The organism is Mesorhizobium sp. P2_B11 (assembly GCF_056404855.1).
Window position 1 is genome coordinate 17010 of sequence record NZ_JBFUDF010000011.1, and the last position, 26374, is coordinate 43383.

24 protein-coding genes are annotated in these 26374 nt (G+C 64.4%); 17 read left to right on the top strand and 7 right to left on the bottom strand.

The window, feature by feature from the left end; genetic code table 11:
- The first annotated feature begins 10 nt into the window (after nt 1-10).
- From AC1DYJ_RS28755 to AC1DYJ_RS28775, 5 genes are read left to right on the top strand one after another with little or no spacing between them, the layout of a single operon-like run.
- A complete protein-coding gene (locus AC1DYJ_RS28755; protein ID WP_477287309.1) occupies nt 11-907 on the top strand; it encodes a carbohydrate ABC transporter permease in 897 nt (298 codons plus the stop codon).
- 5 nt (nt 908-912) lie between these two features.
- Nucleotides 913-1755, top strand: coding sequence for a carbohydrate ABC transporter permease (locus tag AC1DYJ_RS28760; protein WP_477287311.1), 843 nt, complete (start codon nt 913-915; stop codon nt 1753-1755).
- Nucleotides 1756-1774: 19 nt separating this feature from the next.
- Nucleotides 1775-2596 carry a sugar phosphate isomerase/epimerase family protein gene (locus AC1DYJ_RS28765; protein WP_477426325.1) on the top strand — a complete coding sequence of 274 codons (822 nt, stop codon included), beginning with the start codon at nt 1775-1777 and terminating at the stop codon, nt 2594-2596.
- 4 nt (nt 2597-2600) lie between these two features.
- Complete coding sequence (locus AC1DYJ_RS28770; RefSeq protein ID WP_477287315.1) at nt 2601-3326, top strand: ribulose-phosphate 3-epimerase; 726 nt, start codon at nt 2601-2603, stop codon at nt 3324-3326.
- The gene (locus tag AC1DYJ_RS28775; RefSeq protein WP_477287317.1) at nt 3326-4354 is read left to right on the top strand and encodes an ROK family protein; all 1029 of its coding nucleotides are present in this window, start codon (nt 3326-3328) and stop codon (nt 4352-4354) included. The genes AC1DYJ_RS28770 and AC1DYJ_RS28775 overlap by 1 nt, the downstream gene beginning before the upstream one ends.
- A gap of 58 nt (nt 4355-4412) precedes the next feature.
- On the opposite strand, the gene AC1DYJ_RS28780 is transcribed toward AC1DYJ_RS28775, so the two are convergent.
- A complete protein-coding gene (locus tag AC1DYJ_RS28780) occupies nt 4413-5549 on the bottom strand; it encodes a DJ-1/PfpI family protein (protein ID WP_477426326.1) in 1137 nt (378 codons plus the stop codon).
- An 89-nt stretch (nt 5550-5638) separates the two neighbouring features.
- Between AC1DYJ_RS28780 and AC1DYJ_RS28785 the strand changes: the two genes are divergently transcribed.
- Nucleotides 5639-6580: a GlxA family transcriptional regulator gene (locus AC1DYJ_RS28785; RefSeq protein ID WP_477287321.1), complete on the top strand. Its 942-nt coding sequence runs from the start codon at nt 5639-5641 to the stop codon at nt 6578-6580.
- A 52-nt stretch (nt 6581-6632) separates the two neighbouring features.
- Here the strand turns inward: AC1DYJ_RS28785 and AC1DYJ_RS28790 are convergent, their stop codons facing one another.
- Both AC1DYJ_RS28790 and AC1DYJ_RS28795 read right to left on the bottom strand, forming a co-directional pair.
- Nucleotides 6633-6911 carry a hypothetical protein gene (locus AC1DYJ_RS28790; RefSeq protein ID WP_477287323.1) on the bottom strand — a complete coding sequence of 93 codons (279 nt, stop codon included), beginning with the start codon at nt 6909-6911 and terminating at the stop codon, nt 6633-6635.
- A 92-nt stretch (nt 6912-7003) separates the two neighbouring features.
- Entirely contained in the window at nt 7004-7915 is a 912-nt protein-coding gene (locus tag AC1DYJ_RS28795) for a LysR family transcriptional regulator (RefSeq protein WP_477287325.1), read from the bottom strand.
- A gap of 104 nt (nt 7916-8019) precedes the next feature.
- Between AC1DYJ_RS28795 and AC1DYJ_RS28800 the strand changes: the two genes are divergently transcribed.
- Nucleotides 8020-8628 carry an NAD(P)-dependent oxidoreductase gene (locus tag AC1DYJ_RS28800; RefSeq protein WP_477287327.1) on the top strand — a complete coding sequence of 203 codons (609 nt, stop codon included), beginning with the start codon at nt 8020-8022 and terminating at the stop codon, nt 8626-8628.
- A 130-nt stretch (nt 8629-8758) separates the two neighbouring features.
- Complete coding sequence (locus AC1DYJ_RS28805; RefSeq protein ID WP_477287329.1) at nt 8759-9496, top strand: SDR family oxidoreductase; 738 nt, start codon at nt 8759-8761, stop codon at nt 9494-9496.
- On the opposite strand, the gene AC1DYJ_RS28810 is transcribed toward AC1DYJ_RS28805, so the two are convergent.
- Nucleotides 9447-10391, bottom strand: coding sequence for a LysR family transcriptional regulator (locus AC1DYJ_RS28810; RefSeq protein ID WP_477287331.1), 945 nt, complete (start codon nt 10389-10391; stop codon nt 9447-9449). The genes AC1DYJ_RS28805 and AC1DYJ_RS28810 overlap by 50 nt on opposite strands.
- A 230-nt stretch (nt 10392-10621) precedes the next feature.
- On the opposite strand from AC1DYJ_RS28810, the gene AC1DYJ_RS28815 reads away from it, so the two are divergent.
- Together AC1DYJ_RS28815 and AC1DYJ_RS28820 are read left to right on the top strand one after the other, a co-directional pair.
- On the top strand, nt 10622-11689 hold the full coding sequence (locus AC1DYJ_RS28815) for a pyridoxal phosphate-dependent aminotransferase (RefSeq protein WP_477287333.1): 1068 nt from the start codon (nt 10622-10624) through the stop codon (nt 11687-11689).
- A gap of 27 nt (nt 11690-11716) precedes the next feature.
- Nucleotides 11717-12622, top strand: a complete 906-nt coding sequence (locus AC1DYJ_RS28820; protein ID WP_477287335.1) for an allantoinase PuuE — start codon at nt 11717-11719, stop codon at nt 12620-12622.
- 28 nt (nt 12623-12650) lie between these two features.
- Here the strand turns inward: AC1DYJ_RS28820 and AC1DYJ_RS28825 are convergent, their stop codons facing one another.
- The 3 genes from AC1DYJ_RS28825 to AC1DYJ_RS28835 all read right to left on the bottom strand — a co-directional run bounded on the left by AC1DYJ_RS28825 (nt 12651) and on the right by AC1DYJ_RS28835 (nt 17930).
- Nucleotides 12651-15071, bottom strand: a complete 2421-nt coding sequence (locus AC1DYJ_RS28825) for a GcvT family protein (RefSeq protein WP_477287337.1) — start codon at nt 15069-15071, stop codon at nt 12651-12653.
- A gap of 117 nt (nt 15072-15188) precedes the next feature.
- The gene (locus AC1DYJ_RS28830; protein WP_477287339.1) at nt 15189-16847 is read right to left on the bottom strand and encodes an ABC transporter substrate-binding protein; all 1659 of its coding nucleotides are present in this window, start codon (nt 16845-16847) and stop codon (nt 15189-15191) included.
- 195 nt (nt 16848-17042) lie between these two features.
- Nucleotides 17043-17930: a LysR substrate-binding domain-containing protein gene (locus AC1DYJ_RS28835; RefSeq protein WP_477287341.1), complete on the bottom strand. Its 888-nt coding sequence runs from the start codon at nt 17928-17930 to the stop codon at nt 17043-17045.
- Nucleotides 17931-18098: 168 nt separating this feature from the next.
- Between AC1DYJ_RS28835 and AC1DYJ_RS28840 the strand changes: the two genes are divergently transcribed.
- Genes AC1DYJ_RS28840 through AC1DYJ_RS28870 form a run of 7 tightly spaced genes read left to right on the top strand, consistent with a single transcriptional unit; the run spans nt 18099 to nt 26362 of the window.
- On the top strand, nt 18099-19517 hold the full coding sequence (locus tag AC1DYJ_RS28840) for an MmgE/PrpD family protein (RefSeq protein WP_477287343.1): 1419 nt from the start codon (nt 18099-18101) through the stop codon (nt 19515-19517).
- 6 nt (nt 19518-19523) lie between these two features.
- Nucleotides 19524-20765 (top strand): FAD-dependent oxidoreductase, encoded by a 1242-nt coding sequence (locus AC1DYJ_RS28845; RefSeq protein ID WP_477426328.1) that lies wholly within the window; start codon nt 19524-19526, stop codon nt 20763-20765.
- 2 nt (nt 20766-20767) lie between these two features.
- Nucleotides 20768-21034, top strand: coding sequence for a sarcosine oxidase subunit delta (locus AC1DYJ_RS28850; protein ID WP_477287347.1), 267 nt, complete (start codon nt 20768-20770; stop codon nt 21032-21034).
- Complete coding sequence (locus tag AC1DYJ_RS28855; RefSeq protein WP_477287349.1) at nt 21031-23883, top strand: 2Fe-2S iron-sulfur cluster-binding protein; 2853 nt, start codon at nt 21031-21033, stop codon at nt 23881-23883. Before AC1DYJ_RS28850 ends, AC1DYJ_RS28855 begins: the two co-directional genes overlap by 4 nt.
- Entirely contained in the window at nt 23884-24465 is a 582-nt protein-coding gene (locus AC1DYJ_RS28860) for a hypothetical protein (RefSeq protein ID WP_477287351.1), read from the top strand.
- A 9-nt stretch (nt 24466-24474) separates the two neighbouring features.
- A complete protein-coding gene (locus AC1DYJ_RS28865; RefSeq protein ID WP_477287353.1) occupies nt 24475-25383 on the top strand; it encodes a dihydrodipicolinate synthase family protein in 909 nt (302 codons plus the stop codon).
- Between the two features lie 10 nt (nt 25384-25393).
- Nucleotides 25394-26362 (top strand): D-2-hydroxyacid dehydrogenase, encoded by a 969-nt coding sequence (locus AC1DYJ_RS28870; RefSeq protein ID WP_477287355.1) that lies wholly within the window; start codon nt 25394-25396, stop codon nt 26360-26362.
- The last annotated feature ends 12 nt before the right edge of the window (nt 26363-26374 follow it).

Sequence of the window (26374 nt, forward strand, 5' to 3'; positions counted from 1 at the left end):
AGGTTGGCACATGACCCGGCAAAAGCGCTCCCACCACAGACTGAAACGAGCGGTCGCACCCTACCTCTATCTGTCGCCCTCGCTGCTCATAATCGGGCTTCTGATGCTGCTGCCGATGGTGACGGTGATTGGCTATTCGTTCCAGAACAGCGCGGTGCTGCGTCGCGACCCGTCCTTTGCCGGACTGAAACACTACCAGGCGATCTTCAACGATCCGGTGTTCTGGGCATCGCTGTGGCACACGCTCTACTTCACATGCATGAGTGTCATTTTCCACATGACCATCGGCATGATCTTCGCGCTCATGCTGAACAGCGACCGCATCAATCCGATGCTGCGCAATATTCTGCGCGTGCTCTACATACTGCCCTGGCTGTTCACCGCGGTGATCATCGCAGTGATCTGGCGCCTGCTGCTCGAGCCGAACGGCGTCGTGAACAGCATTCTCCTGCAATTGGGCATCATCGGTTCCAAGGTCGAATGGTTTTCCTCGCCCGAGACCGCGCTGCACGCCGTCACCTTCGCCAATATCTGGGCGGGCTATCCGCTTTTCATGGTCAGCCTGCTCGCAGGCTTGCAGGGCATTCCCAAGGATTTCTACGAGGCCGCCGACATCGACGGAGCGAAGGCCTACCAGAAGCTGATCTTCATCACCATTCCGCAGCTGATGCCGATCATCATCAGCATCTCGCTGCTCGACTTCATCTGGACCATGCAGGTCTTTCCATTGATCTGGATAACGACGGGGGGCGGTCCGATCTACTCGACCGAGGTGCTAAGCACCTACACCTACAAGCTGGCGTTTTCGAGCTACAACCTGTCTCAGGCGTCGGCGAGCGCTGTGGTCATCCTGCTGATCTCTCTCGGCCTGACGCTGTTCTACATCCGCTATCAAAAGGCTCGGTAGTCACCATGAGGAAAAGGCACTCGCCGAAGGACAGGCTGATCACCGTCGCGCTGCATGCCGCGCTTGCCGCGGGGCTGTTTTTCGCGGCCTTCCCAATCTACTGGATGCTGAGCAGCTCGTTCAAATCGAACACCGAGATCTTTGCCCTGCCGCCAACCATCCTGCCGAAGGCCTTCACACTGGAAGCCTATGCGGCCATCCTTGGCGACCCGGTAAAGCTGCGCTTCTTCTTCAACAGCTACTTCGTGGCCGGAGCGGTGACCGTGCTGACGGTGCTGATCGCCTTGCTGGCGGCCTATGGGTTCAGCCGTTTCAATTTCCGCGGCAAGGGCAGCCTCAACACAATCATCATCAGCACGCAGACGATTCCGCCGATCACGCTTTTGATCCCCTTCTTCGGGCTTGTCGTCTCGTATGGGATCTTCGACACCTACGTCGCACTTATCCTGACTTACCTGGTGTTTACGCTGCCTTATGCGATCCTGCTGATGACGGGATATCTTAACACCTTGCCCCGCGATCTCGATGAAGCGGTGGCTGTCGACGGCGGCACCAGCTGGACCGCACTCTGGCGGGTGATCGTCCCGATTTCGCTGCCTGGTATCGTGGCGACGTCGGTCTACACCTTCCTGTTGTGCTGGAACGAATTTCTCTTTGCGCTGACGCTGACGAAGTCGACGTCCATGCGCACCGTCCCGATCGGCATCCAGCTGTTGATGGGGCAACACGCCTTCGAATGGAACCAGATGATGGCGATGAGCGTGCTCGGCTCGCTCCCGCTCTTGATCATCTACCTCGTTGCCCAGAGGTTCTTCCTCGCCGGCATGACCGCAGGCTCGGTCAAGTAGGATATCAAGGAATGAAAGGATGAACGTGAAAGACCTCAAAGTCGGTTGCCAGACCTTCACCTGGGAAATGCTCGGAGACCGTTTTGCCGGCGGCCCCGACGATCTGTTGAAAGCGATCGCCGATGGCGGCTATGCCGGCATCGAGATCACCGACACGATGATCGGCCACTATGGCAACTGTCCCGCGGAATTCGCCGCGGCGTTGAAGGCGACCGGCCTGACGCTGGTCTCCTTCGCCTTCGGCTCGAAGAGTGGTTTTACGCTGAAGGACAAGATCGACACCGACCTGGAGACCGCGCAGCGCTGGATCGATTTCGCCGCCGCCTTCCCCGGCGCGCTGGTGTCGATGGGTTCGGCCACGGTCGTCTCCGACGGGCCGCGCGATGACAAGTTTTCCATTGCCGCCGAGGTCTACAACAGAGCTGGTGAACTCGGCCGCAAGGCTGGCGTCCAGGTCGCGGTGCATCCGAGCTCACATCACAACACGCTGCTGTTCGACCGCGCCGACTATGACCGCATCTTCGCGTTGCTCGATGCCTCGCTGGTCGGCTGGGTGCCCGACACCGGCCACATCTTGCGTGGGCACAAGGACATGGCCGATACGCTCACCACCTATCGCGAGCGCATCCGCTATGTGCATCTGAAGGATGTCGACGCTAATGGCACATGGGCGATGCTCGGCAAGGGCGTCTGCGATACGGCGAAGGTGATCGAGATCGCCGGCGCTGCCCCCAATTTCAATGGCTGGCTGGTGCTGGAGGAGGAGTCCGAGACTGCGGCCGCCGATCCGGCCAAGGCGGTCAAGACCAACCGCCAGACCATGCGCGGCTACGGAGCCTGAAACGATGACCACGAGCAAATCCCTCTCCGGCCCCGCCGCAATCGCCGCCTTGCCGCGCAACCGTCTCATCGGCGAGTTCTCGCTGTGGTCGGCCGACCTCGCCAATATGGAGCGCGATTTGAAGCGCATCGAGGCCCACGCCGACATCCACCACATTGACGTCGCCGACGCCCGTTTCACCCCGGGCTTCCTGTTCTTCCCGGATCTGGTGGCGCGCATTGCCAAGCTGACGGCCAAGCCTATCCATGTGCATCTGATGGTCGAGGCCGAGATCGTCGAAGAACAGACGCGCCAGTTCATCGAGGCCGGCGCCGACCTGATCAGTGTGCATGCTGAAAACGGTGAAGCCGGCCTGCGCGCCGTGCGGCTGGCGCATGAGCTCGGCGCCGAGGCCGGCGTGGTGCTGCGGCTGGAAACGCCGGTCGCGTCCGTCACGCCTTTCCTTGCCGAAGTGGCGTTCGTGACGCTGCTCGGCACCTCCATCGGCGTCAAGGGCCAGGGCCTGTCGGAACAAGCCTGCCCGCGCCTGGTCGAGGCGCGCGCGCTGATGCGCAAAGCCGGTCGCGAAGCTGACATCGTACTCGCCGCGGATGGCGGCATACGCCACGAGACGGTGCCGCTGCTGCGCGCCGCAGGTGCGGAAACCGTGGTGTTGGGCTCGCTCGCCTTCGGCGATCCCGACCTTGCCCGGCGCATGGCTTGGCTGCACGGGCTGGAGGTCGCGGCCTGATGAAAAACCTTGCGCTGGCCTTCGATCTCGGCGGCACGGCGCTGCGTGGCGCGCTGGTCGAAAGCGACGGCCGTATCGTCGCTCATGCCTCGGCGCCGACGCTTGCCGGCGCGGGATCGGAGGCGGTGATCGGCCAGATCATTGCGCTCGCCGGCGATCTCATAGCGCAACAGCCGCAGTCTGAAATTGCCGGCATCGGCGTCGGCGCGCCAGGCCCACTCGACCCCAAGGCGGGGATCGTGATTGCGCCGCCGACACTGGCCGGCTGGCACGACGTGCCGCTGATCGACATTCTGGGGCAGCATTTCGGCCTGCCGGTGCGGCTGGAGAACGACGCCAATGCGGCAGCGCTCGGCGAGTGGCGCTTCGGCGCCGGACGCGGCAGCGGCTCGCTGGTGTTCGTCACGGTGTCGACCGGCATTGGTGGTGGCGTCGTCGCCGACGGCCACATCTATCACGGCCGGCGCGGGCTGGCGGCAGAGATCGGCCACATGACCATCACCGGCGAAGGCGACCGCTGTTTTTGCGGCGCCATCGGCTGCTTCGAGGCCGTCGCTTCGGGAACCGCGCTCGGACGTCGCGCCACGCGGCTGACCGCAGCGGGCGATGGCTCGCTGCTGCGGCGGCTTGCCGCCGATGGCGACGTGTCGGCCAGGCATGTTGTCGAGGCAGCCCAGGCCGGCGACGCCAACGCTCTCGAGCTGATCGAGGCGGAAGCGAGATGGTTGGGCATCGGCTTCACCAATCTCTTGCATCTCTATTCGCCCGACCTGATCGTCATGGGCGGCGGCCTTTCCAATGGCTTCGACCTGCTGGCGCCGTCGATCAGAACGGTCGTCCAGCAGCGGGCGATGCCGGCCTATCGCGACGTGCCGATCGTGCGCGCTGAACTTGGCGATCGCGCCGGGCTGATCGGCGCCGCCAGCCTGATCCTGTGGGAAGGCGAACCGGGTTTGCCTGTGGCGATGGCGCAGGACGACAAGGACAGCGGCGCAACCGCCGATGCCAGGGAGGCAAGCCATGGCTGAGCTCAAACTGCGCGGGGCGCGCAAATCCGCTGGCGCCGCTGCCTGGAGCCTAGATCCTTCACTGCGTTCGCGGATATTCTAGCTGCATGGCCACGAAGTCGGTCGTGCGGGCGCCGTAGCGGGCCGAGATGTCTCGAAGCGTCTGGTCCAGCGCCTGCACTGGCCGCGCGTCGGCAGCGTTCGGCGCCAGGCGCTCCGTCGGCCAGGTAGCCGCAATCTGGTCAGGTAAGATGCGGATGCCGTCACGGCTGACGATCGCGCCGTCGGCAAATGTCACGGCGCCGGAGCGATAGGTTCGTGACCAGGCATCCGCCACCAGTGCCAGCGATACCTCGTCCATGCCTGATGTCAGCTTGATACCGAGCTGTTCGTGATTGAAAAAGGCCAGCGTGTTGCCGATCGCGGTCAACGCGAAAGGCCGGGTGAACCTGAAGGCGCCGCTGTCGTGGCGGGCATCCCAATGCACCAGGCCAAGATCGCGGGAAACGGCTTCGGCTTTGGCGCGGCCGCCGATCGCCTCGATCAACGTCAGCATCATCGGCATCGACGCGGTGATCCCGGTTGTCGTCGCGATGCCTTGATCGACGACGAAGCGCCGGTCGGCGACATAGCGGATCGTCGGGTGTTTTTGGCGCAATTCGCTCAGCGAATACCAATGCGTGGTCGCCCGCTTGCCATCGAGCAATCCGCTGGCGCCGACGACCTTGGCGCCTGCGCATACACCGATGACGATGGCGCCTTTGGCTGCCTGGCTCCTGATCCATTTCATCACGTCGGGGTCGTCATCGCGCATCATGGCGGGAACGATGACGTAGTCGGCGCCTTCGGGATGCTCGGCGTCGAACGCCGCTGTCGTCGCGTCGGGCTCGACCTCCAGAGCCGGATGCAGTTTCATCGGTCCCGGCTGCGTTGCCAGCGCGACGACATCGGCGACGTCGGCGCGCCGCAATATGCCGTAGGGCATCAGATAGTCGGTGGTCTCGGTTCCGTCATTGATGCCGATGATCGCGATGAGCGGGCGTCGGCGCCTGGCCGGCTTCAGCGCGGCAAGCGTGGCTTCGGTCTCCCTGGCGTCGATGGCCGGCTGGACTGTGGCCAGAGATTCCGAGGGCAGCGACAGCAGCCATGCGGCGCCAGCGGCCGCGACAATCAGCACGATGCCCAGACAGATCCACAGCATGATGCGCAGCCTCATCGCCCCCATCCTTCCGATCTAAATGCTTGACCGTGAGCCTAGCTCCATTAGGCTTTGTCCGAAATGACGTAGATCGGGCAAAAACTGCCATGCGTAGGGCTATCGGCATCATCATCCATCCAGGATTCCAGCTGCTGGACGCAGCCGGTCCGGCAGCGGCGTTCGAACTGGCGGAACATTTCTGCCCCGGCAGCTATGCGCTCGAGATGCTGGCGCCTGGCGGCGGCGAGATCGAAAGCTCGTCCGGAATGCGGCTTGCAGCCCGACCGCTGTCTGTTGCGCCACCGCTCGACACCGCGGTGATTTCGGGCGGCGAGATCATACGCTCGCGGTCTGCGGCCGAGGCGATCGTCGCCTGGCTGCGGCACGCGAGCCCCCGCCGCACGGCAAGCGTGTGTACGGGCGCCTATCTGCTGGCTGAAGCCGGGCTCCTGGATGGCCGGCGCGCCACCACCCATTGGTGGAGCACCAGTGATTTCGCCCGCCGCTATCCGAACGTGAAGCTCGACGGCGAGCGCATCTTCATCCGCGATGACGGCATCTGGACTTCGGCCGGGATTTCAGCCGGCATCGATCTGGCGCTGGCGCTGATCGAGGATGATCTCGGTCCGGCAATCGCGCGGCGCACGGCCCAGCAGCTTGTCGTCCATCAGCGCCGGCCGGGCGGCCAGTCGCAGTTCTCGGCGCTGGTCGATCTCGGCGGGCGGTCGGGACGTTTTGTCGAGCTGGTCGAATGGATGCGAACCAAGCTCGCCGAGCCATTGACCGTGGAGCGTCTTGCCGACCAGGCCGCCATGAGCCCTAGACATTTTGCCCGCGCCTTCACGGCGGAGACCGGCATCACGCCCGCCAAGGCTGTCGAGCTGCTGCGCCTGGAAACCGCGCGGATGGCGGTGGAGACCAGCCACACGCCACTCGATCGCATCGCCGACGAAAGCGGCTTCGGCGATGCGGGGCGGATGCGCCGCGCCTTCCTGAGGAGTTTCGGCCAGCCGCCGCAGGCGCTCCGGCGCGCCGCGGTCCGAAGCTGAAGCGATAGCGCCAAACGACGGATTTGGCCGGCCGACTGCTATTCCCGCTCCGCTATTTCCCGCAATGGTGGTCGTTGACCTTGTTCAACGCATTCGCGTCCGGCCCGACCCGGTTGTAGGAGCAGGCGCCGGCGGCCGTGGTGGTCAGCATGGTGTCATAGTAGCGCGGGCCGCCGAACAGGTCGTACAAGAGGTCTCCATGGGCGGGAACGTAGCGTTGCTCAGGTTCGGGCTGGCGATGGCGGTGCTTTTCCTTGGCGATGGCCGCGCTGGACAGGCTGCAGCCGACAGCGAGGACGAGCGCGCAGGTCGCAAAGATCTTGGTGGTCATCGGCAACACCCTTCTGTTCGGAATCGCAGCATAGCCAAAAGCGCCGGCCGAACAAAGGTTCCCTTTTTCAGCGTTGCCGGCTGGCGCCGAAATCAGCCCGCGCTGCGCGCCCGCCGCCTTTCGGCCGCCACCAGCAGGTCGACGAAGGCACGCACCTTGGCCGGCCTGAATCGCGCCGGCGGGAAGACGGCATGCATGCCGCCGGACGGCAAGCTCCAGTCCGCGAACAGCCGCACCAGCCGCCCCCGCGTGATGTCGTCGGCAACGCTGTAATCCGGGAAGATACCGAGCCCGATGCCGGCCAGCACGCAGGACAGCACGCCCGGTGTCTTGTCGCAGGTAACGACGGGATTGAGTTCAGTCAGCACCGTCTCGCCGCCCCTCGAGAACACCCACTGGCCGATGCCGCGCAATTGGGCATTGGCGACCCATGGCAGCGATTTCGCTTGGCCAGGACTGACGTCACGCGGCAGCCTCCCGGCGAGCTCCGGGCTGGCGACGACGAATTGTTCATGGCTTCCCAACCGCCGCGCCAGATTGCTGGAATCGGCCAGCCAGCCGACGCGGATGCCAAGGTCTATCTGCTCGTCGACCAGATTGCTGACAGCATCGTCGAAGATCGTTTCGACCCGCATTTTTGGATATTTTCTGAGATAGGCGGCGATGGTCGGCGCCACGACCTTCTCGCCATAGTCGAGCGGCGCCGTCAGCCGCAGCATCCCTGTCGGCTGCGCAGCCCGTTGCGAGATGTCGCCATAGGCGGCTTCCGCATCGCGCAGGATGATTGCGGTCCGCTCATAGAACAGGCGCCCTTCCTCGGTCGTCGTCACGCGCCGCGTCGTGCGCCGCAGCAGCGTTGCACCAAGCTCCTCCTCGAGCTTGGCGACCTGATGGCTGACCACCGCCTTGGCGACATCGAGCCGGTCCGCGGCGGCGGTGAAGGATCCGGTCTCCACCACGGTGGCGAAGTAGACGAGCCGGTTGAGGTTGAGAAGTTCGGTCATGTCAATTGTCTGATTTGATCAGACAGTTTGTATGATTGATCACTGTTTTTCGCAAGCGGCCGGGCTGCCATCTATTGCTCGACCCAAGACGAAAGGAACCTCTCATGAAAATCGCACTCATCGGCGCGTCCGGCCAGGTCGGCTCGCGTCTCCTGAAAGAGCTTTCCGACCGAGGCCACACGATCACCGCCGTCGCCCGCAACCCGGACAAGATCGCCGCGCTGCCGGGCGTGACCGCCAAGAAGGGTGACGTCTTTGACCGGGACGGCCTTGCCGCGCTGATCAAGGGGCATGACGCGGTGATCTCGTCCGTGCATTTCCTCGACAGCGATCCGGACACGCTGATCGCCGCGGTGCGTGCTTCCGGCGTCAAGCGCTACCTCGTTGTCGGTGGCGCCGGCAGCCTTGAGGTCGCGCCGGGCAAGCGCCTGGTCGATACACCGACCTTCCCGGCAATCTACAAGGCCGAGGCGCAGAAGGGCGCCGACTTCCTCGACACGCTGCGGACGGTCGATGACCTCGACTGGACCTTGCTGTCGCCGTCGGCACTGTTCGTTGCCGGCGAGCGGACCGGCAAATACCGGATCGGCAAGGACACGCTGCTGACGTCCGACAAGGGCAGCAGCATTTCCTTTGAGGACTATGCCATCGTCATGAGCGACGAAATCGAAAAGCCGGCGCATATCCGCCAGCGCTTCACCGTCGGTTACTGATCAGGCTTATCTGCACAATGACGACAAAAGTGCCATCGGAGCCTCCGATGGCACTATCGTTTTCTTCCGTTTCCACTCCTGCCGCCGGCCTGCGAAGTCTCGCCCGAAACGGTTCAGGATCGGAACGGACATGGCAGACACGGATAACGCGAAATCAAAGATCGTCATCGTTGGCGGCAGCTCCGGGATGGGGCTGGCGCTGACAAAGCGCTGCCTGGACTCAGGCGCCGAAGTCGTCATTGTCGGACGCAGCGAAGACAGACTGGAGCGCGCCCGCGAGGCGTTGCATAACCCAGCCGGTTTGAGCGCCATCGCGGCCGATATCGCTGATGAGGATCAGGTCGCTGACCTGTTCGCGCGGGTCGGCCGGCTCGACCATATCGTCAGCACCGCGGCTGACATTGAAGGCGCCTATGAATTGCTGCCCGCGGTCGACCTGAAGGCCGCGCAGCGGGTCGTCGAAAGCAAATTTTATGGACCGCTACTGCTGGCCAAGCATGGCGCACCGCAGCTTTCAGCCAATGGCTCCATCACCTTCACCTCCGGCATCGCCGCCTACCGGCCGGTGGCGCGCGGCTCGGTCGTAGCGGCCGTCAACGCGGCGCTGGAAGGGCTGGTGCGGGCACTGGCGGTCGAACTGGCGCCGATCCGCGTCAACGCCGTTTCGCCCGGCTGGGTCGACACGCCGATCTGGACGTTCGTGGCCGGCGACAGGAAGGATGAGACGCTCGATGCCATGGCCAAGCGGCTGCCGGTCGGGCGCATCGGTCAACCCGACGATATCGCCGACGCCATCGCCTTCCTGATGGGCAACGGCTTTACGACAGGGACGATACTGCATGTCGAGGGTGGTCACCGGCTGATCTGACCGGCGCGAACGTCTTACTCGCTGCCGCCAACAGCAGCTTCAGCGCCGGCGGCTGCACGCGCCGGCGGCGCCAGATCATCACCAGTGACGCTGTGCGGGTGGAACCCGGCCACGGCAGTTCGACGACCTCGCCGCGATCGAGCGCGTCGGCGACCGCCAGCCGCGGCACCAGGCCCATGCCGACACCCTTCGCCACAAGGCTCGCAATGGCGCCGATGCTGCCGACTTCCGCGGCAAGTTTTGGTGCGGCAACACCTGTCTCGGCGAAGGCCCTGTCGAACAGATGCCGGTAGACGCACCCGGTTTCCGTCACCACGAAACGCATCGCGGCGAGACCGCCCTGCCTCGCCGCAGCGGCGTTTTCGGCGGACGCGACAAGGACCAGCGGCTCGGCCGATATCGTGCGCCTGGCCAGGCGTTCATCGAGCCCGCCCCTGTTGAAAACGCCCTTGTCGAAACAGAAGGCGACGTCGATCTCGCCGTCTTCCAGCTGGCGCAGCAGAGCATCGCTGCCGGCGATTTTCAGCCGCAGACCGATCTGTGGTTGGTCGTCTCGAAAGGCCGCCAGCCATTGCGGAAGTTTGACAGCGGCAATCGTCTCCAGCGCGCCGATCGTAACAGTTGTGGCGGTCGCTCCCGTCGTTGCCTCGACGGCAATTCGCGCCTCGTCCGCCAGTTGCAGGATCTCTTCGGCATAGGGTTTCAGCGCCTCGCCGGAAGCCGTCAGGTCGAGTCCCTGCCGCGAGCGGGTGAAGAGCGTCACGCCGAGTTCGCTTTCCAGCGACTGGATCTGGTCGCTGACGCTCGACTGCGCCAGATGAACCTCCCGCGCAGCGCGGGTGATGTTGCGGTGCCTCGCCACGGCGAGGAATGTCTTGAGCAATCTTGGATGCATTGCCGTTTCCGGACTCGTTTGTCTCGGACATTTCGGGTCTTGCTGGTCCTTTTGCAACCACTGACGCCAGCGTCGCCGGAGTGCAGCCGAGCGAAGGGCCAGAATTTCGCGGCCATTGCGCGGCGAGTTTTTGCTTGTGAACGCGCCGGCGGCTTGTAGCTTTGTGTGAGCCGGGTCCAACAGAGGCAGTTCGGGGGAATGATCGCCAGCAAGATTGTCCGGGATACGGCATGCCTTTGAAAGCTGCCGCCCATATCGAGGCGATGGCGGCCTTTGCGCTGGCGAATTTCGGCGGCTATGACCGGGCGACGCTCGCCCAGAACGAAAGCGCTTTCCCACCAAGCCCCAAAGCGATCGCCGCCGGCCAGGACGCGATTGCGCGCAGCCATCTCTATCCCGATCCGGACTGGACCGTGTTGCGCGAAACGATCGCGCAAGCCTATGGCGTTGAGTGCGAGGCGATCCTGTGCGGCGCGGGTTCGATGGACCTGATCGCCTGCACCATCGCGGCCTTCGCCGGTCCCGGCGACGAGGTGCTGGCCACCGCCTATGCCTATAATTTCGCGGCCTCCGCCGCCTCGCGTGTCGGTGCCGTCTATGTCAAGGCGGCGGAGCACGACTTCATCGTTTCCGTCGACAGCATTCTGGCCGCCGTCACGCCGGCAACGCGGATCGTCTTCGTCTGCAATCCCGGCAATCCGACCGGCACCCGCATCCGCAATGCCGAACTTTTGCGCCTGCGCGCCGCCTTGCCCGGCGACATTCTGCTGGTCATCGACCAGGCCTATGGCGAGTTCGACGACCAGGATCCTCAAGCCATCTTTGCGCTCGTCGCGCGTGGCGACACCGTCGTGTTGCGCACGCTTTCCAAAGCCTATGGCCTGGCCGGCGCGCGCGTCGGCTGGGGGTTGTTTCCGCTTCAGGTCGCGGTCGAAATTCGCAAGCTGCAGAACTCGAACCAGGTCACCACCGCGAGCCTCGCAATGGCGGTCGCTGCCGTGCAGGACCAGGCCCATATGCGCGAGACGGTGGCGCGCACCGCCGCGATCCGCGACGGCTTCGCGCAGGATCTGAGAGCGGCAGGCTACGGCGTTCCCGAAAGCCGGACCAATTTTGTGCTGATCCGCTTTCCTGATGCAGCGACTGCTGCGGCTGCCGACGCCGCCTTGCGCGACGCAGGCATCATCGTGCGCAGCCTCGGCGGCTACGGCCTGACCGACTGCCTGCGCGCAACGGTTGGCCCGCAAGAGATGATGGACCAAGCGCTGCGCATCCTAACCGACCAGCGCGGCGGTTGATTTAGCGATCACGAGGAGACTTCAGCGATGTCCTATGTCCCGGCCCGTGACTTCATCGGCTATGGCGAAAAACCGCCGGCAGCCGCGTGGCCCGGCGGCGCCAAGCTGGCGCTCAACATCGTCGTCAACTACGAGGAAGGCGCTGAATACAGCATCGACGAGGGCGACGGTGTTTCCGAGACGATCCTGTCGGATCTTGCCGTGTCGCCGGCGGTGCCCGGCCTGCGCAACCGCAACATGGAATCGCTCTACGAATACGGCTCGCGCGTCGGCGTCTGGCGGCTCGCCTCGCTGTTTCGGGACAAGGGCATCGTGCCGACCTTCTACGTCGTCGGGCGAGCGCTGGAACTCAACCCGGCCGCCGGCAAGGCGATCGCCGAGCTCGGCAGCGACATCGTCTGCCATGGCTGGCGCTGGATCGACTACGCGCCGCTGAGCGAGGCGGAGGAGCGCAATCACATCGCCATGACCGTCGATACGGTGCAGCGGCTCACCGGCATTCGTCCGCTCGGCTGGTACACCGGCCGGCCCAGCCTCAACACCAGGCGGCTGGTGGCCGAGCATGGCGGCTTCCTGTTCGACTGCGACGACTACAATGACGACCTGCCCTATTTCGTCGAGGTCGATGGCAAGCGGCATCTGGTGGTGCCGCATTCCTTCGACAACAATGACAGCCGTTTCTCCCGCGGTTCGGGACTGGAGACCGGCAGCCAGTTCTTCGACTATGTCAGCGACGGGGTGGACTGGCTGCTGGCCGAGGGACAGACGACACCGCGCATGATGACGGTGTCGCTGCACTGCCGGCTCGCGGCGCGGCCCGGCCGCATGGTTGGCCTCGCCCGCTTCCTCGACAAGATCAAGGCCAATCCGGACATCTGGATCTGCCGCCGCTCCGATCTCGCCCAGCATTGGCTGGATCGGTTCAGCGGCTGAGCCGCCGAACGCCAGTCCAATCGCCTACCTATGCCCGCAGCCGTTTGCCCTGGGGATCGAAGGGCGGCTCGCTCAACAGCACCGCCTCATGCGGCCTGCCGAGGATCGCTACCGACACCTTGTCGCCTGCCTTGGCGGAGCCGGCCTTGACGTAGCCGAGCGCCAGCGACTGCTCGACGAAATAGCCATACGCGCCTGACGAGACCTGGCCGATCGGCGTGCCGTCCGGCAGGAAGATCGGCTCGCCGCCGGTGGCGTCGGCATCCTTTGCCGCGATCGACAGCATGATCAGTTGGTCGCGCGCCGGCTTTTCGGCGATGGCCGCATAGGCGTCGCGGTTGAGGAAATCGCCCTTGTCCATCTTGACCAGGCGGTCGAACTTGACCTCCTGCGGCCAATATTCGGGCGAGTATTCGCGGCTCCAGCTGCCATAGCCTTTTTCGACACGCAGCGACATCAGCGCGCGCGAGCCGACCGGGCCGGCGCCGACTTCGCTGCCGGCCTTGAGCAGCGCGCCATAGAGCGCGACCTGGTCGGCGACCGGGCAATAGAGCTCCCAGCCGAGATCACCGGTGAAGGAGACACGCAACGCAACGACATCGACGCCGCCGACCGTGATCCGCTTCGAGCGCATGAAGGGAAAGGTCTCGCTCGACAGATCGGCATTGGTCAGCCGCTGCAGCAATTCGCGCGATTTTGGGCCGGCGACGTTGAAGCCGCCCATCTCCTCGGTGCGCGAGCGGAAGCTCGTGCCTTCCGGCAACGGAACGGCCTTGAAGAACCTCTGGTGGAAGCGCTCGGCCATGCCGGAACCGAACACCATGAATTCGTCTTGGCCAAGCTTGGTCACGGTGAAGTCGCCGGCGATGCCGCCGCGCTTGCCGATCAGCGGCGTCAGACAAGAGCGGCCGATTTCGGCCGGCATGCGGTTCGCAAACAGCGCGTTGAGCCAGGCTTCGGCACCCGGCCCTTTCACTTCATATTTGGCGAAATTCGAAACGTCGATGATGCCGGCATGTTCGCGCAGCATGCGCGCTTCGCGGCCGACCGGACCCCACCAGTTCTGCCTGGTGAAACCATTGGTTTCCTCGCGCGGCTCGCCCTCGGCGGCGAACCACAGCGGATGCTCCCAACCGAAATTGAGGCCGAAGACAGCGCCCATCTGCTTTTGCATCTCGTAGGCCGGGCGAGTGCGCACCGGGCGGCCGGCGGCGCGCTCCTCATTGGGGAAATGGATCTTGAAACGGTGGCTGTACTGGTCCTGCACGCGGGCCTTGGTGAAGGCCTTGCCGGCCCAGTGGCCGAAGCGCGCCATGTCCCAGGCGAACATGTCGAGCGACGGCTCGCCCTCGATCATCCATTCGGCCGCCAGCTTGCCCATGCCGCCCGATTGCGAGAAGCCGGGAATGATGCCGTTGCAGCAGAAATAGTTCTGCAATTCCGGCACCGGGCCAAACAGCACGGCGCTGTCGGGCGACCAGATCATCGGGCCGTTGATGACGCGCTTGACGCCCGCCTTGCCGACCGCCGGCACACGCGCGATGGCGCGCATCATATTGTCCTCGATGCGGTCGAGATCGTCGGGAAACAGTTCATGGCCGAAGTCGAGCGGGGTGCCATCCTCGGCCCAGAACTTCATGTTGCGCTCATAGGCGCCGATGAGCAGGCCGAGGCCTTCCTGGCGCAGATAATACTCGCCGTCGCGGTCGGCGACCGAAGGCAGGCGGCGACCCATGGCCGCGATTTCGGGGATGGTCTCGGTGACGAAGTACTGATGCTCGGTCGGGATCAACGGCAATTTCAGGCCGGCCATGGCGGCGACCTCGCGGCCCCACAGGCCGGCGGCATTGACCACCCATTGCGTGCGGATCTCGCCTTTGGGCGTGCGCACGATCCAGCTGCCGTCGGCTTGAGCTTCCGTGGCGATGACCGGGGTGAAGCGATGGATCTCGGCGCCGCGCTGGCGCGCGCCCGCGGCGTAGGCCGCGGTGACACCGGACGGATCGACATTGCCGCCTTCGGGCTCGTACATGATGCAGCGTATGCCGTCGAAATCGACCAGCGGGTGCAGCCGCTCCGCCTCGTCGCGCGCGACCTCATAGAAATTCATCTTGTAGCGCCGCGCCTTGGCTTCCTGCAGCCGCAGCTGGTGCTCGCGTGCCTCGGTCTGGGCGAGATAAAGCGAGCCCGGCTGGAAGATGCCGCAGCCCTGCCCTGTCTCGGTCTCCAGCTCCTTGTAGAGCGCCATCGTGTAGTGCTGCAGGCGGCTGATGTTGGTCGAGTCATGCAGGCCATGAATGTTGGCGGCGGCGTGCCAGGTCGAACCGGAGGTCAGCTCGTCGCGCTCCAAGAGGACGACATCGGACCAGCCATGCTTGGCCAGATGATAAAGGATCGAGCAGCCGATCAGGCCGCCGCCGATGACAACGGCTTGTGCATGGGTACGCATATCGAGATTTCTTCCCTTTGTGTTCGGCGACTTGTCGTGTTCCAGATCAATGAATTCGCATCCGTCGCCTTGGCGAATTCCAGGGGGCGACCGGGCCGCCCCCTGGATGCTTACGGTTCAGGCCTTGTCGAGCCAGACCTTGTCCAGTTGCAGTTCGAATGTCTGATGCATTTTGAGGTTTTTCACATAGCTGGCGTGATGGCGGTAGAGCGAGCGCCAGAATGACTGAACCAGAACGCCGGAATCCTGCAGGATGAACTCGACATCCTTCATCAGCTCCTTGCGCTTGGCCGTATCGGCGATGGCGAGCGCTGCATTGAGCTTCTTGTCGAACTCGGGATTGGCATAGGCCGTTTCGTTCCAGGCTTCGCCGCTGCGATAGGCCAGCGCCAGCACCTGGACACCCAGCGGACGCATGCCCCATTCGGTGGTCGACCACGGATATTTCGTCCAGTCGTTCCAGAACGAGGTGCCGGGAATGATCGTCCGTTTCACCTTAAAACCAGCCTCGCGCATCTGCGCGGCAACGACGTCGGCGGGATCCTTCACATAGTCCGAGTCATAGGAGATCAACTCGAACTCGTGGTCTAACTGGCCGGCCTCGGTCATCAGCGCCTTGGCCTTGGCGAGATCGCGCGAGACTTTCGGCAGCTCGTAATATTCGGGATGGATCGGGCAGACATGATGGTTTTCGGCGACCTGGCCGAGACCGCTATAGCCGAGCTTCAGCACGGTCTCGTTGTCGACGGCGAGCTGGATGGCGTTGCGCACCCGCTTGTCGTCATAGGGTTTGTTGCTGACATTGGTGCGCAGCACGATGGTTCCGGCGGTGACGACGGATTCCTTGACCAGGCCCATGCCGTCATAGAGGTCCACCGTGCCGCCGACGGTCTGGTAGTTGCAGTCGATCTCGCCGGCTTCGAAGGCGCTGGCGATGGCGGGGTTGGAGGCGTCGGTGCCGTAGTCGGTCCAGTCGACGCCGTCGAGATAGATTTCACCGCCAAACCAGGTGAAGTCCTTGCGGCGCCGAACCGAGGCCGAGTCCCCGACCTTGTAGGAGATGAGTTCATATGGACCGGTGCCGGGCGTCTTGGTCATGTCGGCGCCGTTCTTGTCGAAGTCGCGGTGGACGATGATGGCCGGATAGTCGGCGAAACCGGGGATGATGGTGACATCGGACTGGCCACATTTCAGCTTCACCGTGTGGTCGTCGACCTTCGTGATGGCGCCGGCGATCGCCTTCTTGGTGGCAGGATCGATCAGCGTGGCCATGCGGCCGGCCATCGAATTGCCTTCGGCCGCCTTGTCGCACCAACGCTCGATGTTGAAGACGATGTCGTCGGCGTTGAGCTCGTCGCCGTTAGACCATTTCACGCCCTTGCGCACATGCAGCGTGTATTCGGTGGCGTCGTCGCTGACCTCCCAGCTCTCGATGAGATGGCCCTCGAAGGTGAAGTCCTGGGTGTAGCGGATCATGTAGTCGTTGCACTGGCGCAGCACATTGGCCATCTCCGACCAGTCCCATGTGCGCGGATCCTTCATGTCCTTGATGATCATCTGCATCTTCAGGATGCCGCCCTTCTTGCCGGGCTCCATCGTTGCAGCTTCGGCCGGCGTGGGAAGGCCGGCCATTGCATAGGCGAACGCCGTGGAGGCGCCCATCGCGCTCGCCATGGCGAGGAATTCGCGGCGGTCCATCCTGCCGCTTCGGACTTCATCTGCGTAGCTTTCGATGACCGCCGGGACGCGGTCACCGTTGCTCCTGAAAAGTGCCATTGTTGCTTCTCCGGTTTGGGCTTTCCGCCCGTTCATTCCCCATTACGCAGGGAATGTTAGAGGCGATGCAAAAATCCCGGAAGGGCTTGAGAGCTCACAAACCGCTGAAAACCGGCCCGTGAGGCCTAATAAAACGATGCCATTGGCGTCTCAAATTTTTTCGCGTGCGGCCGCCCCTATGTCGGCGACCACTCCTCAGGCGCTGTCTTCCTGCGCCCTCGCCACGATCCATTCGCGCACCGTGCGGGCGATGTTGCCCTTGGAGACATGGGTCTCGGTCAGGTAGTAATTCCAGGGGCTGGGCGGCCGGACCGGAAACGGTTCGACGAGCAGTCCGCGCCGCAGATACGCGTGGGCGAGCGAGCGCTGGGTGGCGACCAGACCCGCGCCCATGGCGGCGAGTTCAAGCGCGATGTTGGACGCATTCGTCGACAGGCCCTTGTCGAAATCCTGCATGTCGACGCCAAGCGCGGTGGCAACGACCTGCCAGTATTCCTGGCGGCCGTGCACAAAGATCCGGTCCACCTTGAGGATATCCTCCGGCACTTTGACGGCGTGCTCGCCTTCGAGCAGCGCAGGCGCGCACAGCAACACCAGCTCGTCGTTCCAGAGGGGAATGGCGGCGGGCGGGCGATCGTCGAAGCGGCGCGTCGAAATGGTGATGTCGGCGACCTGTTCGCTGAGATCTTCCCAGATCGTGCCGTGCAGCACGATCTCGATTTCGGGATGCTTCTTGCGGAAGGCGGCCATGCAGCCGGCCAACCAGTTCTCCGCCAGGCTCATCGGGCAGGAGACGACCACGGTGCGGTTGCGCGACGACGTCACGATCGCCTCCGTCGCCTGGTCGATCTGGTCCAGCGCCTGGCGCAGGGTCGGCAGAAACGCCTCGCCCATCTCTGTCAGCTTGAGGCTGCGCGGATAGCGGATGAACAATTGCCGGCCGATGTAATGTTCGAGCGAGCGGACATGCGTGCTGACCGCGGCCTGCGTGTAGCCAAGCTCCTTGGCGGCCATGGTGAAACTGAGATGCCGGGCCGAGCTTTCGAACGACCTGATATAGTTCAAAGGCGGGGGTGGCTTCATCTCCGGCTCCTGCGCTGTGCCAGAATAGGTAGACCATGGAGCCGCCGGCGTTCAATTGCACGCAAGCGACATGGCATAGATATTTTTGGTCAAAGCCGCTGAACTAATTGCGTGAATGCACGATGAACCCAAATTAATGATGGCGTGACGACAGAGGGAGTGGAGCAAGTGGCTGTGTCGCCCCATCGCCGTGAAGGGCCGGACGCAAGCGCTGAGACTGCCTTGCGCCTGGCCGACTTCGTGTTACGCCGGCCGGCATCGGTTTTCCCTCAGGCGGTGCTGGAGCAGGCCCGCTACCTCTTGCTCGACACGATCGGAATAGCGATTGCCGCGGGGCCGATGGAGGCCGGACGGATCGCCAGGGATACCGCGACCCTCCTCTACAATTCGAGCGACCCCAGGCATTCCGCCCGCATGCTCTTCGACGGCCGCCGCGCTTCCCTGGCGGGTGCCGCCTATGCCTGCGCGACGCAGATCGACAATCTCGATGGCCATGACGGGTATAGCCCGACCAAGGGTCATATCGGTGTGGTGGTGGTGCCGGCGCTGGCGGCGCTGGCCGAACAGCTTCCGGAGCTTAGCGGTCCGGAGGCGCTGGCAGCCCTCACCGTCGGCTACGAAGTCGCCGGCCGCGCCGGCATTGCACTGCATGCGACGGTTTCGGACTACCACACGTCGGGCGCGTGGAATGCGCTGGGCGTCGCTGCAGTGGCGGCGCGCTTGCGCCGGCTGAACGACGGACAGTTGCGCGAGGCGCTGGGCATTGCCGAGTATCACGGCCCGCGCAGCCAGATGATGCGCGAGATCGCCACGCCGACGATGCTGCACGACGGCTCGGGCATCGGCGCGCTGACGGGCCTGTCGGCGGCGGTGCTGGCCGAACGCGGCTTCACCGGTGCGCCGGCGATCACCGTCGAGGCGCCCGAAGTCGCAGTGCATTGGCAGGATCTCGGCAGCTTCTGGCAGGCGCTGAACCAATATGTGAAGCCCTATCCGATCTGCCGCTGGGCGCATGCGGCGATCGATGCGACGCGCGGACTGGTGCTTTCACATCATCTGACGCCGGCCGATATCGGCCATATCAAGGTCAACAGTTTCCACTATGCCGCGACGCTGTTCGACGGCATGCCCGACACGACGTCGAAGGCGCAATACAGCCTGCGCTTTGCGGTTGCGACCTTCATCCTGAATGGCCGTATCGGGCTGGAGCATATTTCCGGCGCCGGACTGGAGGATGCTGCCGTTGCCGAGATGCTCACCCGCATCAGCGTGTCGGAACAGGAGCGCCACAGCGTCCGCTTCCCCGAGGGACGCTGGGCCGATGTCGCCATCACCACCACCGATGGTCGGATGCTGACTTCGGGCGACGTCCATGCGCGTGGCGGACCGGAAGCGCCGCTGATGCCAAATGAGATCGAGGCCAAGTATCTGGAGTTCGCGTCACCGGTGCTCGGACAGGGTCGGGCCATGGCGATCCGCGACGCCATCCTGTCGCTCACCGATCCCGACAGCCGCTTTTCCGATCTCTCTGCGCTGCTCTACGATCCTCCGGTGATCAGCAATATCCTCCAGCGGCCGGCGTGGTAGACTGACATGCCGCTCAGGCTGCTGAAATACGGTCTCAGCCGGGACTATCCGGTCAGCGAGGACATTCCCGCCACGCCGGAACTCAAGCCATCCTACGATGTCGTCATCATCGGCGGCGGCGGCCACGGCCTGTCCTGCGCGCATCACCTGGCGAAGTACCACGGCATCACCAGCGTCGCGGTGCTCGAGAAGGGCTATCTCGCCGGCGGCAATACGGCGCGCAACACCACGACGATCCGCTCCAACTACATCACGCCACAAGGCATCGCCTTCTACAAGGAAGGCGTGGCGCTGTTCGAGACGCTGTCGCAGGAACTCGACTTCAACGTCATGTTCTCGCAGCGCGGCCAGCTGACGCTTGCGCATACCGAAGCGACGCTGCGCAGCTTCCATTCGCGCGCCGAGATGGGCAAGCATCTCGGCACCCGCACCGAAGTAGTCGACCAGAAGACGGTCCAGGAAATGGTGCCGTCGCTCAACATGGATTTTGGCGGCGCGCTCGAGATCGTCGGCGGGCTCTGGCATGCCGATGGCGGCACGGCGCGGCATGACGCAGTGGCCTGGGGCTACGCCGCGCAGGCGTCGCGGCGCGGTGTCGAGATCCACCAGCGCACCGAGGTGCAAGGGTTTGAGGTCACCGGCGACAGGGTCCAGGCGGTGAAGACAAACCGCGGCCGCATTGCCTGCGGCCAGGTTCTGATCGCCACCGGCGGCATGAACTACGACGTCGCGCTGATGGCCGGCGTCGAACTGCCGATCCGCTGCTATCCGCTGCAGGCGATGGTCACGCAGCCGCTGAAGCCGTGGCTGAACACACTGGTCTCCTCGGTGTCGCTGCATACCTATCTCGTGCAGTCCTCGCGCGGCGAGGTGGTGATCGGCGGCGGCTCCGATCCCTACCAGCTCTATTCGACACGCTCGACGCTGGACATGAAGGAGCACCTGGCCGAAGGCGCGGTGCATCTCTTCCCGTTCCTGCAAGGTGTGYGGTTGCTCAGGCAATGGGCGGGCATTACCGACATGACGCCGGACTACAGCCCGATCATGGGCGCCAGCCCGCTCGACAATCTGTGGCTCGATTGCGGCTGGGGCACCTGGGGCTTCAAGGCAACGCCGGTTGCCGGCAAGCGTATGGCCGAGGCCATCGCCACCGGCCGCGTGCCTGATATCCTCAAGCCGTTCGCGCTCGAGCGCTTCGAGACCTTCCAGCTGCTCAACGAAATGGGCGCGACGGCAGCGAGCCATTGACGATGAAGATCCTGACCTGCCCGATGAACGGCCCGCGCAACATTGACGAGTTCCAGTCCTTTGGGCCGGTGCGCGACGAGTTGGATCCTGAGCGGACCGCCGATGCCGACTGGTCGCGGCATCTGTTCCGCGCCGAGAACCGCAGAGGCGTCGTGGTCGAGTGGTGGCGGCATGTGCCGAGCAATTACTTCTTCCTCGCCGAGCGCGATCTCGTCAGCAACGAGATCATCCGCACTTTCGACGCCTCGCAGCGCAGCGGTCAGTCATGAGCCGCCTGCCCGCCCCTTTCGGTACCCGCATCGACCGGACGCGTCCGCTGCGTTTCAGATTCGAAGGCAAGAGCTTCGAGGCCTATGCCGGCGACTGCATCGCCAGTGCGCTCGCCGCCTCTGGGCAATGGATGCTGTCGCGCTCGTTCAAATACCACCGCCCGCGCGGCGTTTTCAGCATGAACGGCGCCGAGGCCAACACGCTGGTGCAACTGCCTTCTGAGCCGAATGTCGCCGCCGACCGGACACCGGTCAGCGAAGGGCTGCAGGTCAGCGCGCAGAACGTCAACGGCTCGCTGGCGCGTGACCGCGACGCCATCATCGACAGGTTTGGGCGCTTCCTGCCGGTCGGATTCTACTACCGCACCTTCATGGGGCCGCGCCGCGACAGCTGGCTGAAATTCTGGGAACCGATCATTCGCCGCAAGGCGGGGCTCGGCGTGGTCGACACCAAGGCAGCACACCGGCATTTCGACAAATCGCATCTGCACTGCGACGTGTTGGTCGTCGGCGCCGGTCCGGCCGGACTGAATGCGGCGATTACCGCTGCCGAAGCGGGTGCGGATGTCGTACTCTGCGATGAGAACCCCGAGATCGGCGGATCACTGACCTATGGTCGCCATGACCCGGCGGTGCTTGCGGGTGTGACGGCGCGGCTCAAGACGCTTCCCAATCTCCGCGTGATGATCGGCACGGTTTGCAATGGCTGGTACGAGGACAATTGGCTGCCGCTGATAAAGGGCGACCGGCTCTATCGCACACGGGCGCGCGAGGTGATCCTTGCCACCGGCGCGATCGGACAGCCCGCCATCTTCCGCAACAACGATCTGCCGGGGATCATGCTGGGCAGTGCCGCGCAGCGGCTGATCCGCCACTATGGCGTGCGCCCCGGACAAAAGGCCGTGGTGTTGACCGGCGGTGACGAGGGCTATGCCGTTGCGCTCGACCTGGTCGAGGCCGGCGTCTCGGTCATGCTGGTCACCGATCCGCGATCCGGCGGCCTGCCCGGCCCGCTCGAAGCCGAACTGCACGGCAAGGGCGTGGCGATCCAGAAGGCCGTGACGGTTGAAGCCGCCGAAGGCAAAAGTGGACACCTTGCTCGCGTTCGCGTCGGTGGCCGCTGGGTAGAATGCGACCTGCTGACGATCTCCGCTGGCGAGGTGCCGGCGTGGCAACTGCCTTGTCAGGCAGGCGCCAAGGTTGGGTACGATGACGTCACCGGATCGATGACGCTCACACTGGCGAAAGGGCCCGTACAGCTTGCCGGCTCCGTCGCCGGTGACCATGGCCTTGAAGGTGCTGTTGCCGGCGGCCGTCGCGCGGCTGCGCTGGCGTTGCAGCGGCTTGGCCATGCGGTCGTACAAGACACAGTCCTCGGCAAGATCAAACCATCCTGCCCGGTCCATGTGCAGGCGATCGCGGCCGATGCGAAAGGCCGCGATTTCGTCGACTTCGATGAAGATCTGCAGGTCAAGGATCTGCACAACGCGATCAAGGACGGCTATCGCGAGATCGAGCTGGTCAAGCGCTTCACCACGGTCGGCATGGGACCGAGCCAGGGCCGCCATTCGGCGCTGGCGACGGCGCGGATCGTCGCCGAGGCCACCGACCGGACAGTGGCCGAAGTTGGCATCACCACAGCACGGCCGCCGGTTGGCCCGGAGACGATCGGCGTGCTTGCCGGCCATCACGAGGTGCTGGAACGGCGCACCGCGCTGCATGCCAGGCATCTCGCGCTCAACGCGGTGATGAAGCCGGTCGGCGCCTGGTGGCGGCCGTATTTCTATGGCGATGCCAGAAATGCGCAAAAGGCGATCCGCGACGAGATCATGGCGGTGCGCGAGGGTGTCGGCCTGCTCGACGTTTCGACGCTCGGCAAGCTGGAACTGCGCGGACCGGATGCCGGCGAGTTCCTCGACCGGCTCTACACAATGGCGCATGCCAACCAGCCGGTCGGACGCGTACGCTATTGCCTGATGCTCAACGAAATGGGCTCGGTGGTCGATGACGGCGTCGCTTACCGCATGGCCGATGATCGGTTCTATGTGACGGCCACGACGGGTGCGGTCGCACGCGTCTATGCCGACATGCTGTTCTGGAACGCACAGTGGCGGCTCAAGGTCGATGTGCTCAACCTCACCGGCGCGTTCTCCGGCTTGAACGTCACCGGTCCCAAGGCTCGTTCGGTGCTTGAAGCCCTGGAAAGCAACATCGATTTCAGCCGCGAGGCCTTTCCCTATCTCAGTGGCCGCGCAGGCGTCGTCGCCGGCGTGCCGGTGCGGGTGATGCGGATCGGCTTCACCGGCGAACTCAGCTTCGAATTGCATTGCCCGTCCAGCCTCGCGCCGGCGCTGTGGGATGCGGTGATGGAAGCCGGCAAGCCACATGGCCTCACGCCCTACGGATTGGAAGCGTCACGCATCCTGCGGCTGGAGAAAGGTCACATACTGATCGGCCAGGACACGGACGCGATCACCACACCGGACGAGCTCGGTTTCGGCTGGGCGGTGTCGAAGAAGAAACCGTTCTTCGTCGGCAAGCGCTCCATCGAAATGCGCGCGAGGCTCGGCCAGTCGCGCAAGCTGGTCGGGTTGCAATTTCCGGCCGGCGCCAAAAACATACCCGGCGAGAGCTGCCTGGTGCTGCGTGGCAATGATCCCGTCGGCCAGATCACCTCGATCGGCTTTTCGCCGACGCTCGGCTGTTCCATTGCGCTCGCCTATGTCCACGCCGACGATGCCGCACAGGGAAGCCGGGTGACGGTGAAGTGCCGCGATGGCGCGCTGGTCGAAGTCCCGGTCGTCGGGCACGCTTTCTTTGACCCGACCAATGCGCGGCAGGAGATGTAGATGGCGGGCCTCGACGCACAGCCGATCTTTCCCTTCGAGCCTGGTGGCGCGGCGCATGGTACGGCGTTGCCTTCCGGCGCTGTTGCGCTGACCTATCTCACCGTCAGCCCACGCTTCGGTCTCAAAGGTGGCGGGAGCGCTGCCTGGCTCACCGCGCATGGCGTTGCCTTGCCCGCGATCAACCGCATCGGCAGCCATCGCGCCCTGCGCGTGCTGCGCCTCGGCAATGAGGATATCCTGCTGCTTGGCGAAGATGCCGGCGACGCGCTGGCCGAACTCCGGAGTGCCTGGGAAGGCGACAGCGGACCGAAGGGCTATCCGTCCTGGCGCGAGGAAGGCTGGGCGTGGATGCGGCTTTCCGGTCCCGCAATTGCCGAAGCGATGAGCCAGCTCTGCGCACTCGATCTGCGCGCCGACAAATTCAGTGCCGAAGAGATCGCGCAGACGCGTGTCGGCCATATCGAAGCGGTTGCCTTCCGCGCGCCGGGCGGTTTCGATGTACTGTTCGACATCACCGCGTCGGCATACTTCGCCCGGACCGTCTCGTCGGTGGCCAGGCACGGCACGCAACATCAGGCATAGAGGATATCAATGACCCGCCCGCAAGGAACCATCGCCCCGATCCTGACGCCGTTCGAGAACGATGGCCGTATCGCTCGCGACCTCTGGATCTCGCACGCCAAATGGGTGCTGGACCAGGGGGCGCATTACCTGTCGCCGTTCGGCACCACGGGCGAGGCGCTGTCGCTCTCTCTCGATGAACGCATGCAGGCGCTGGAATGGCTGGTCGAGGCCGGCATCTCGCCCACCCGGATGATGCCCGGAACCGGCGTCACCGCGCTGCCCGAAACCGTCGAGCTGTCGAAGCATGCGGTCGGCCTCGGCTGCGCCGGCGTGATGGTGCTGCCATCGTTCTTCTACACCGCCGCCGGCGACAACGGCCAGGCGCGCTACTACAGCGAGCTGATCGAGCGGGTGGGTAACCCAGCGCTCAGGATGATCCTCTACCACATTCCGCAGAACTCCGGCGTGCCGGTGAGCCCGGCTTTGACCGCCCGGCTGAGCGCGGCGTTTCCCGAAACGGTGGTCGCCTACAAGGACAGCGCCGGCGACTGGAACAACACGGCGGCGGTGATCGCTGCAGCACCTGCGGTCGCGGTGTTCCCGAGCTCGGAAGCCCAGCTGACCAAGGGCCTCGCCAGTGGTGCTGCGGGCTGTATCTCGGCGACCGTCAATCTCAACGCCGCCGCCATCCGGGCGCTTTACGACGCAACCGTTGCAGGCAAGGACGTCACCGAGGCGGATGCCGCGGTGAAGGCGTTCCGCAAGATCATCCAGGATGCCGGCCTGATCCCGGCGATGAAGGCGGTGCTGGCGGTTCGCTCCGGCGACAAGCGCTGGCTGAACCTGCGCGCGCCGCATGAGAATGCGACGCTGGAACACGGCAAGACGCTGCTTGCCGCGCTCGGTCCTGCAGCCGACCACATTGGCCGCGGCTGAGGCGCAGGACATGTCGGCTCACCCCATCGTCATCCTGCACACCGACCGGCCGGCGGCAGCGATGGCGGTGCTCGGGGAGACGCATCCCGACCTCATCGTCCACGCCTGTGATACCTATGCTGCCTTGCCCGGCCTGATCGAGCAGATAGCCGCGGAGGTGGTCTACACCGTTCGCTTCGACGGCACGCCGCGCTTTCCCCGCCAGGCGCTTGTCGAAAGCGCCACCGTGAAGTGGGTGTCGGTCGGTGGGTCCGGCACGGATCATCTTGGACGTTGGGACCCGGCGCGCGTCACGGTGACCAATTCGGCCGGCGTCGCCGCCGGCATGCTGGCGGAATATGCGCTCGGCGCCATGCTGTCCTTCTCGCTCGATTTGCGCGGCTTCCGCCGCCGCCAGCAGGCGCGCCAGTGGGGCGGCGGCCGCGTCGAGCCGATCGAAGGCAAGACAGTTCTCGTCATCGGCCTCGGCAAGACCGGCGCGGCCGTCGCCGGGCGCGCCAAGGCGATGGGCATGCAAACACTCGGCATCCGCGCCCGGCCGAAGCCGATGCCCAGCCTCGACGAAGTGCACGACCCGGATGCCCTGCTTGCTCTGCTCGGTCGCGCCGACTTCATCGTCTGTTGCGTGCCGCTGCTGGCCAGCACGCGCGGCCTGCTCGGCAAGGCGGCCTTCGCGGCGATGAAGCCGTCGGCGGTGCTCATCGATATCTCGCGCGGCGGTGTGGTTGAGGAGACCGCGTTGCTCGAAGCCCTCGACAGCAAGGGAATCAAGGGTGCAGCGCTCGATGTCTTTACGACGGAGCCGCTTCCGGCGGACCACCCTTTATGGGGCTACGACAACGTCGCCATCACCCCGCACTGCGCGGCCGTCTACGAAGGCTGGGACATCAAATCGGTGCGGATGTTCGCCGACAATCTGAAGCGCTACCGCAGCGGCCAGACGCTGGAAAACACAGTCAATCCAGAGCGCGGCTACTAAGCAAATTCAGGA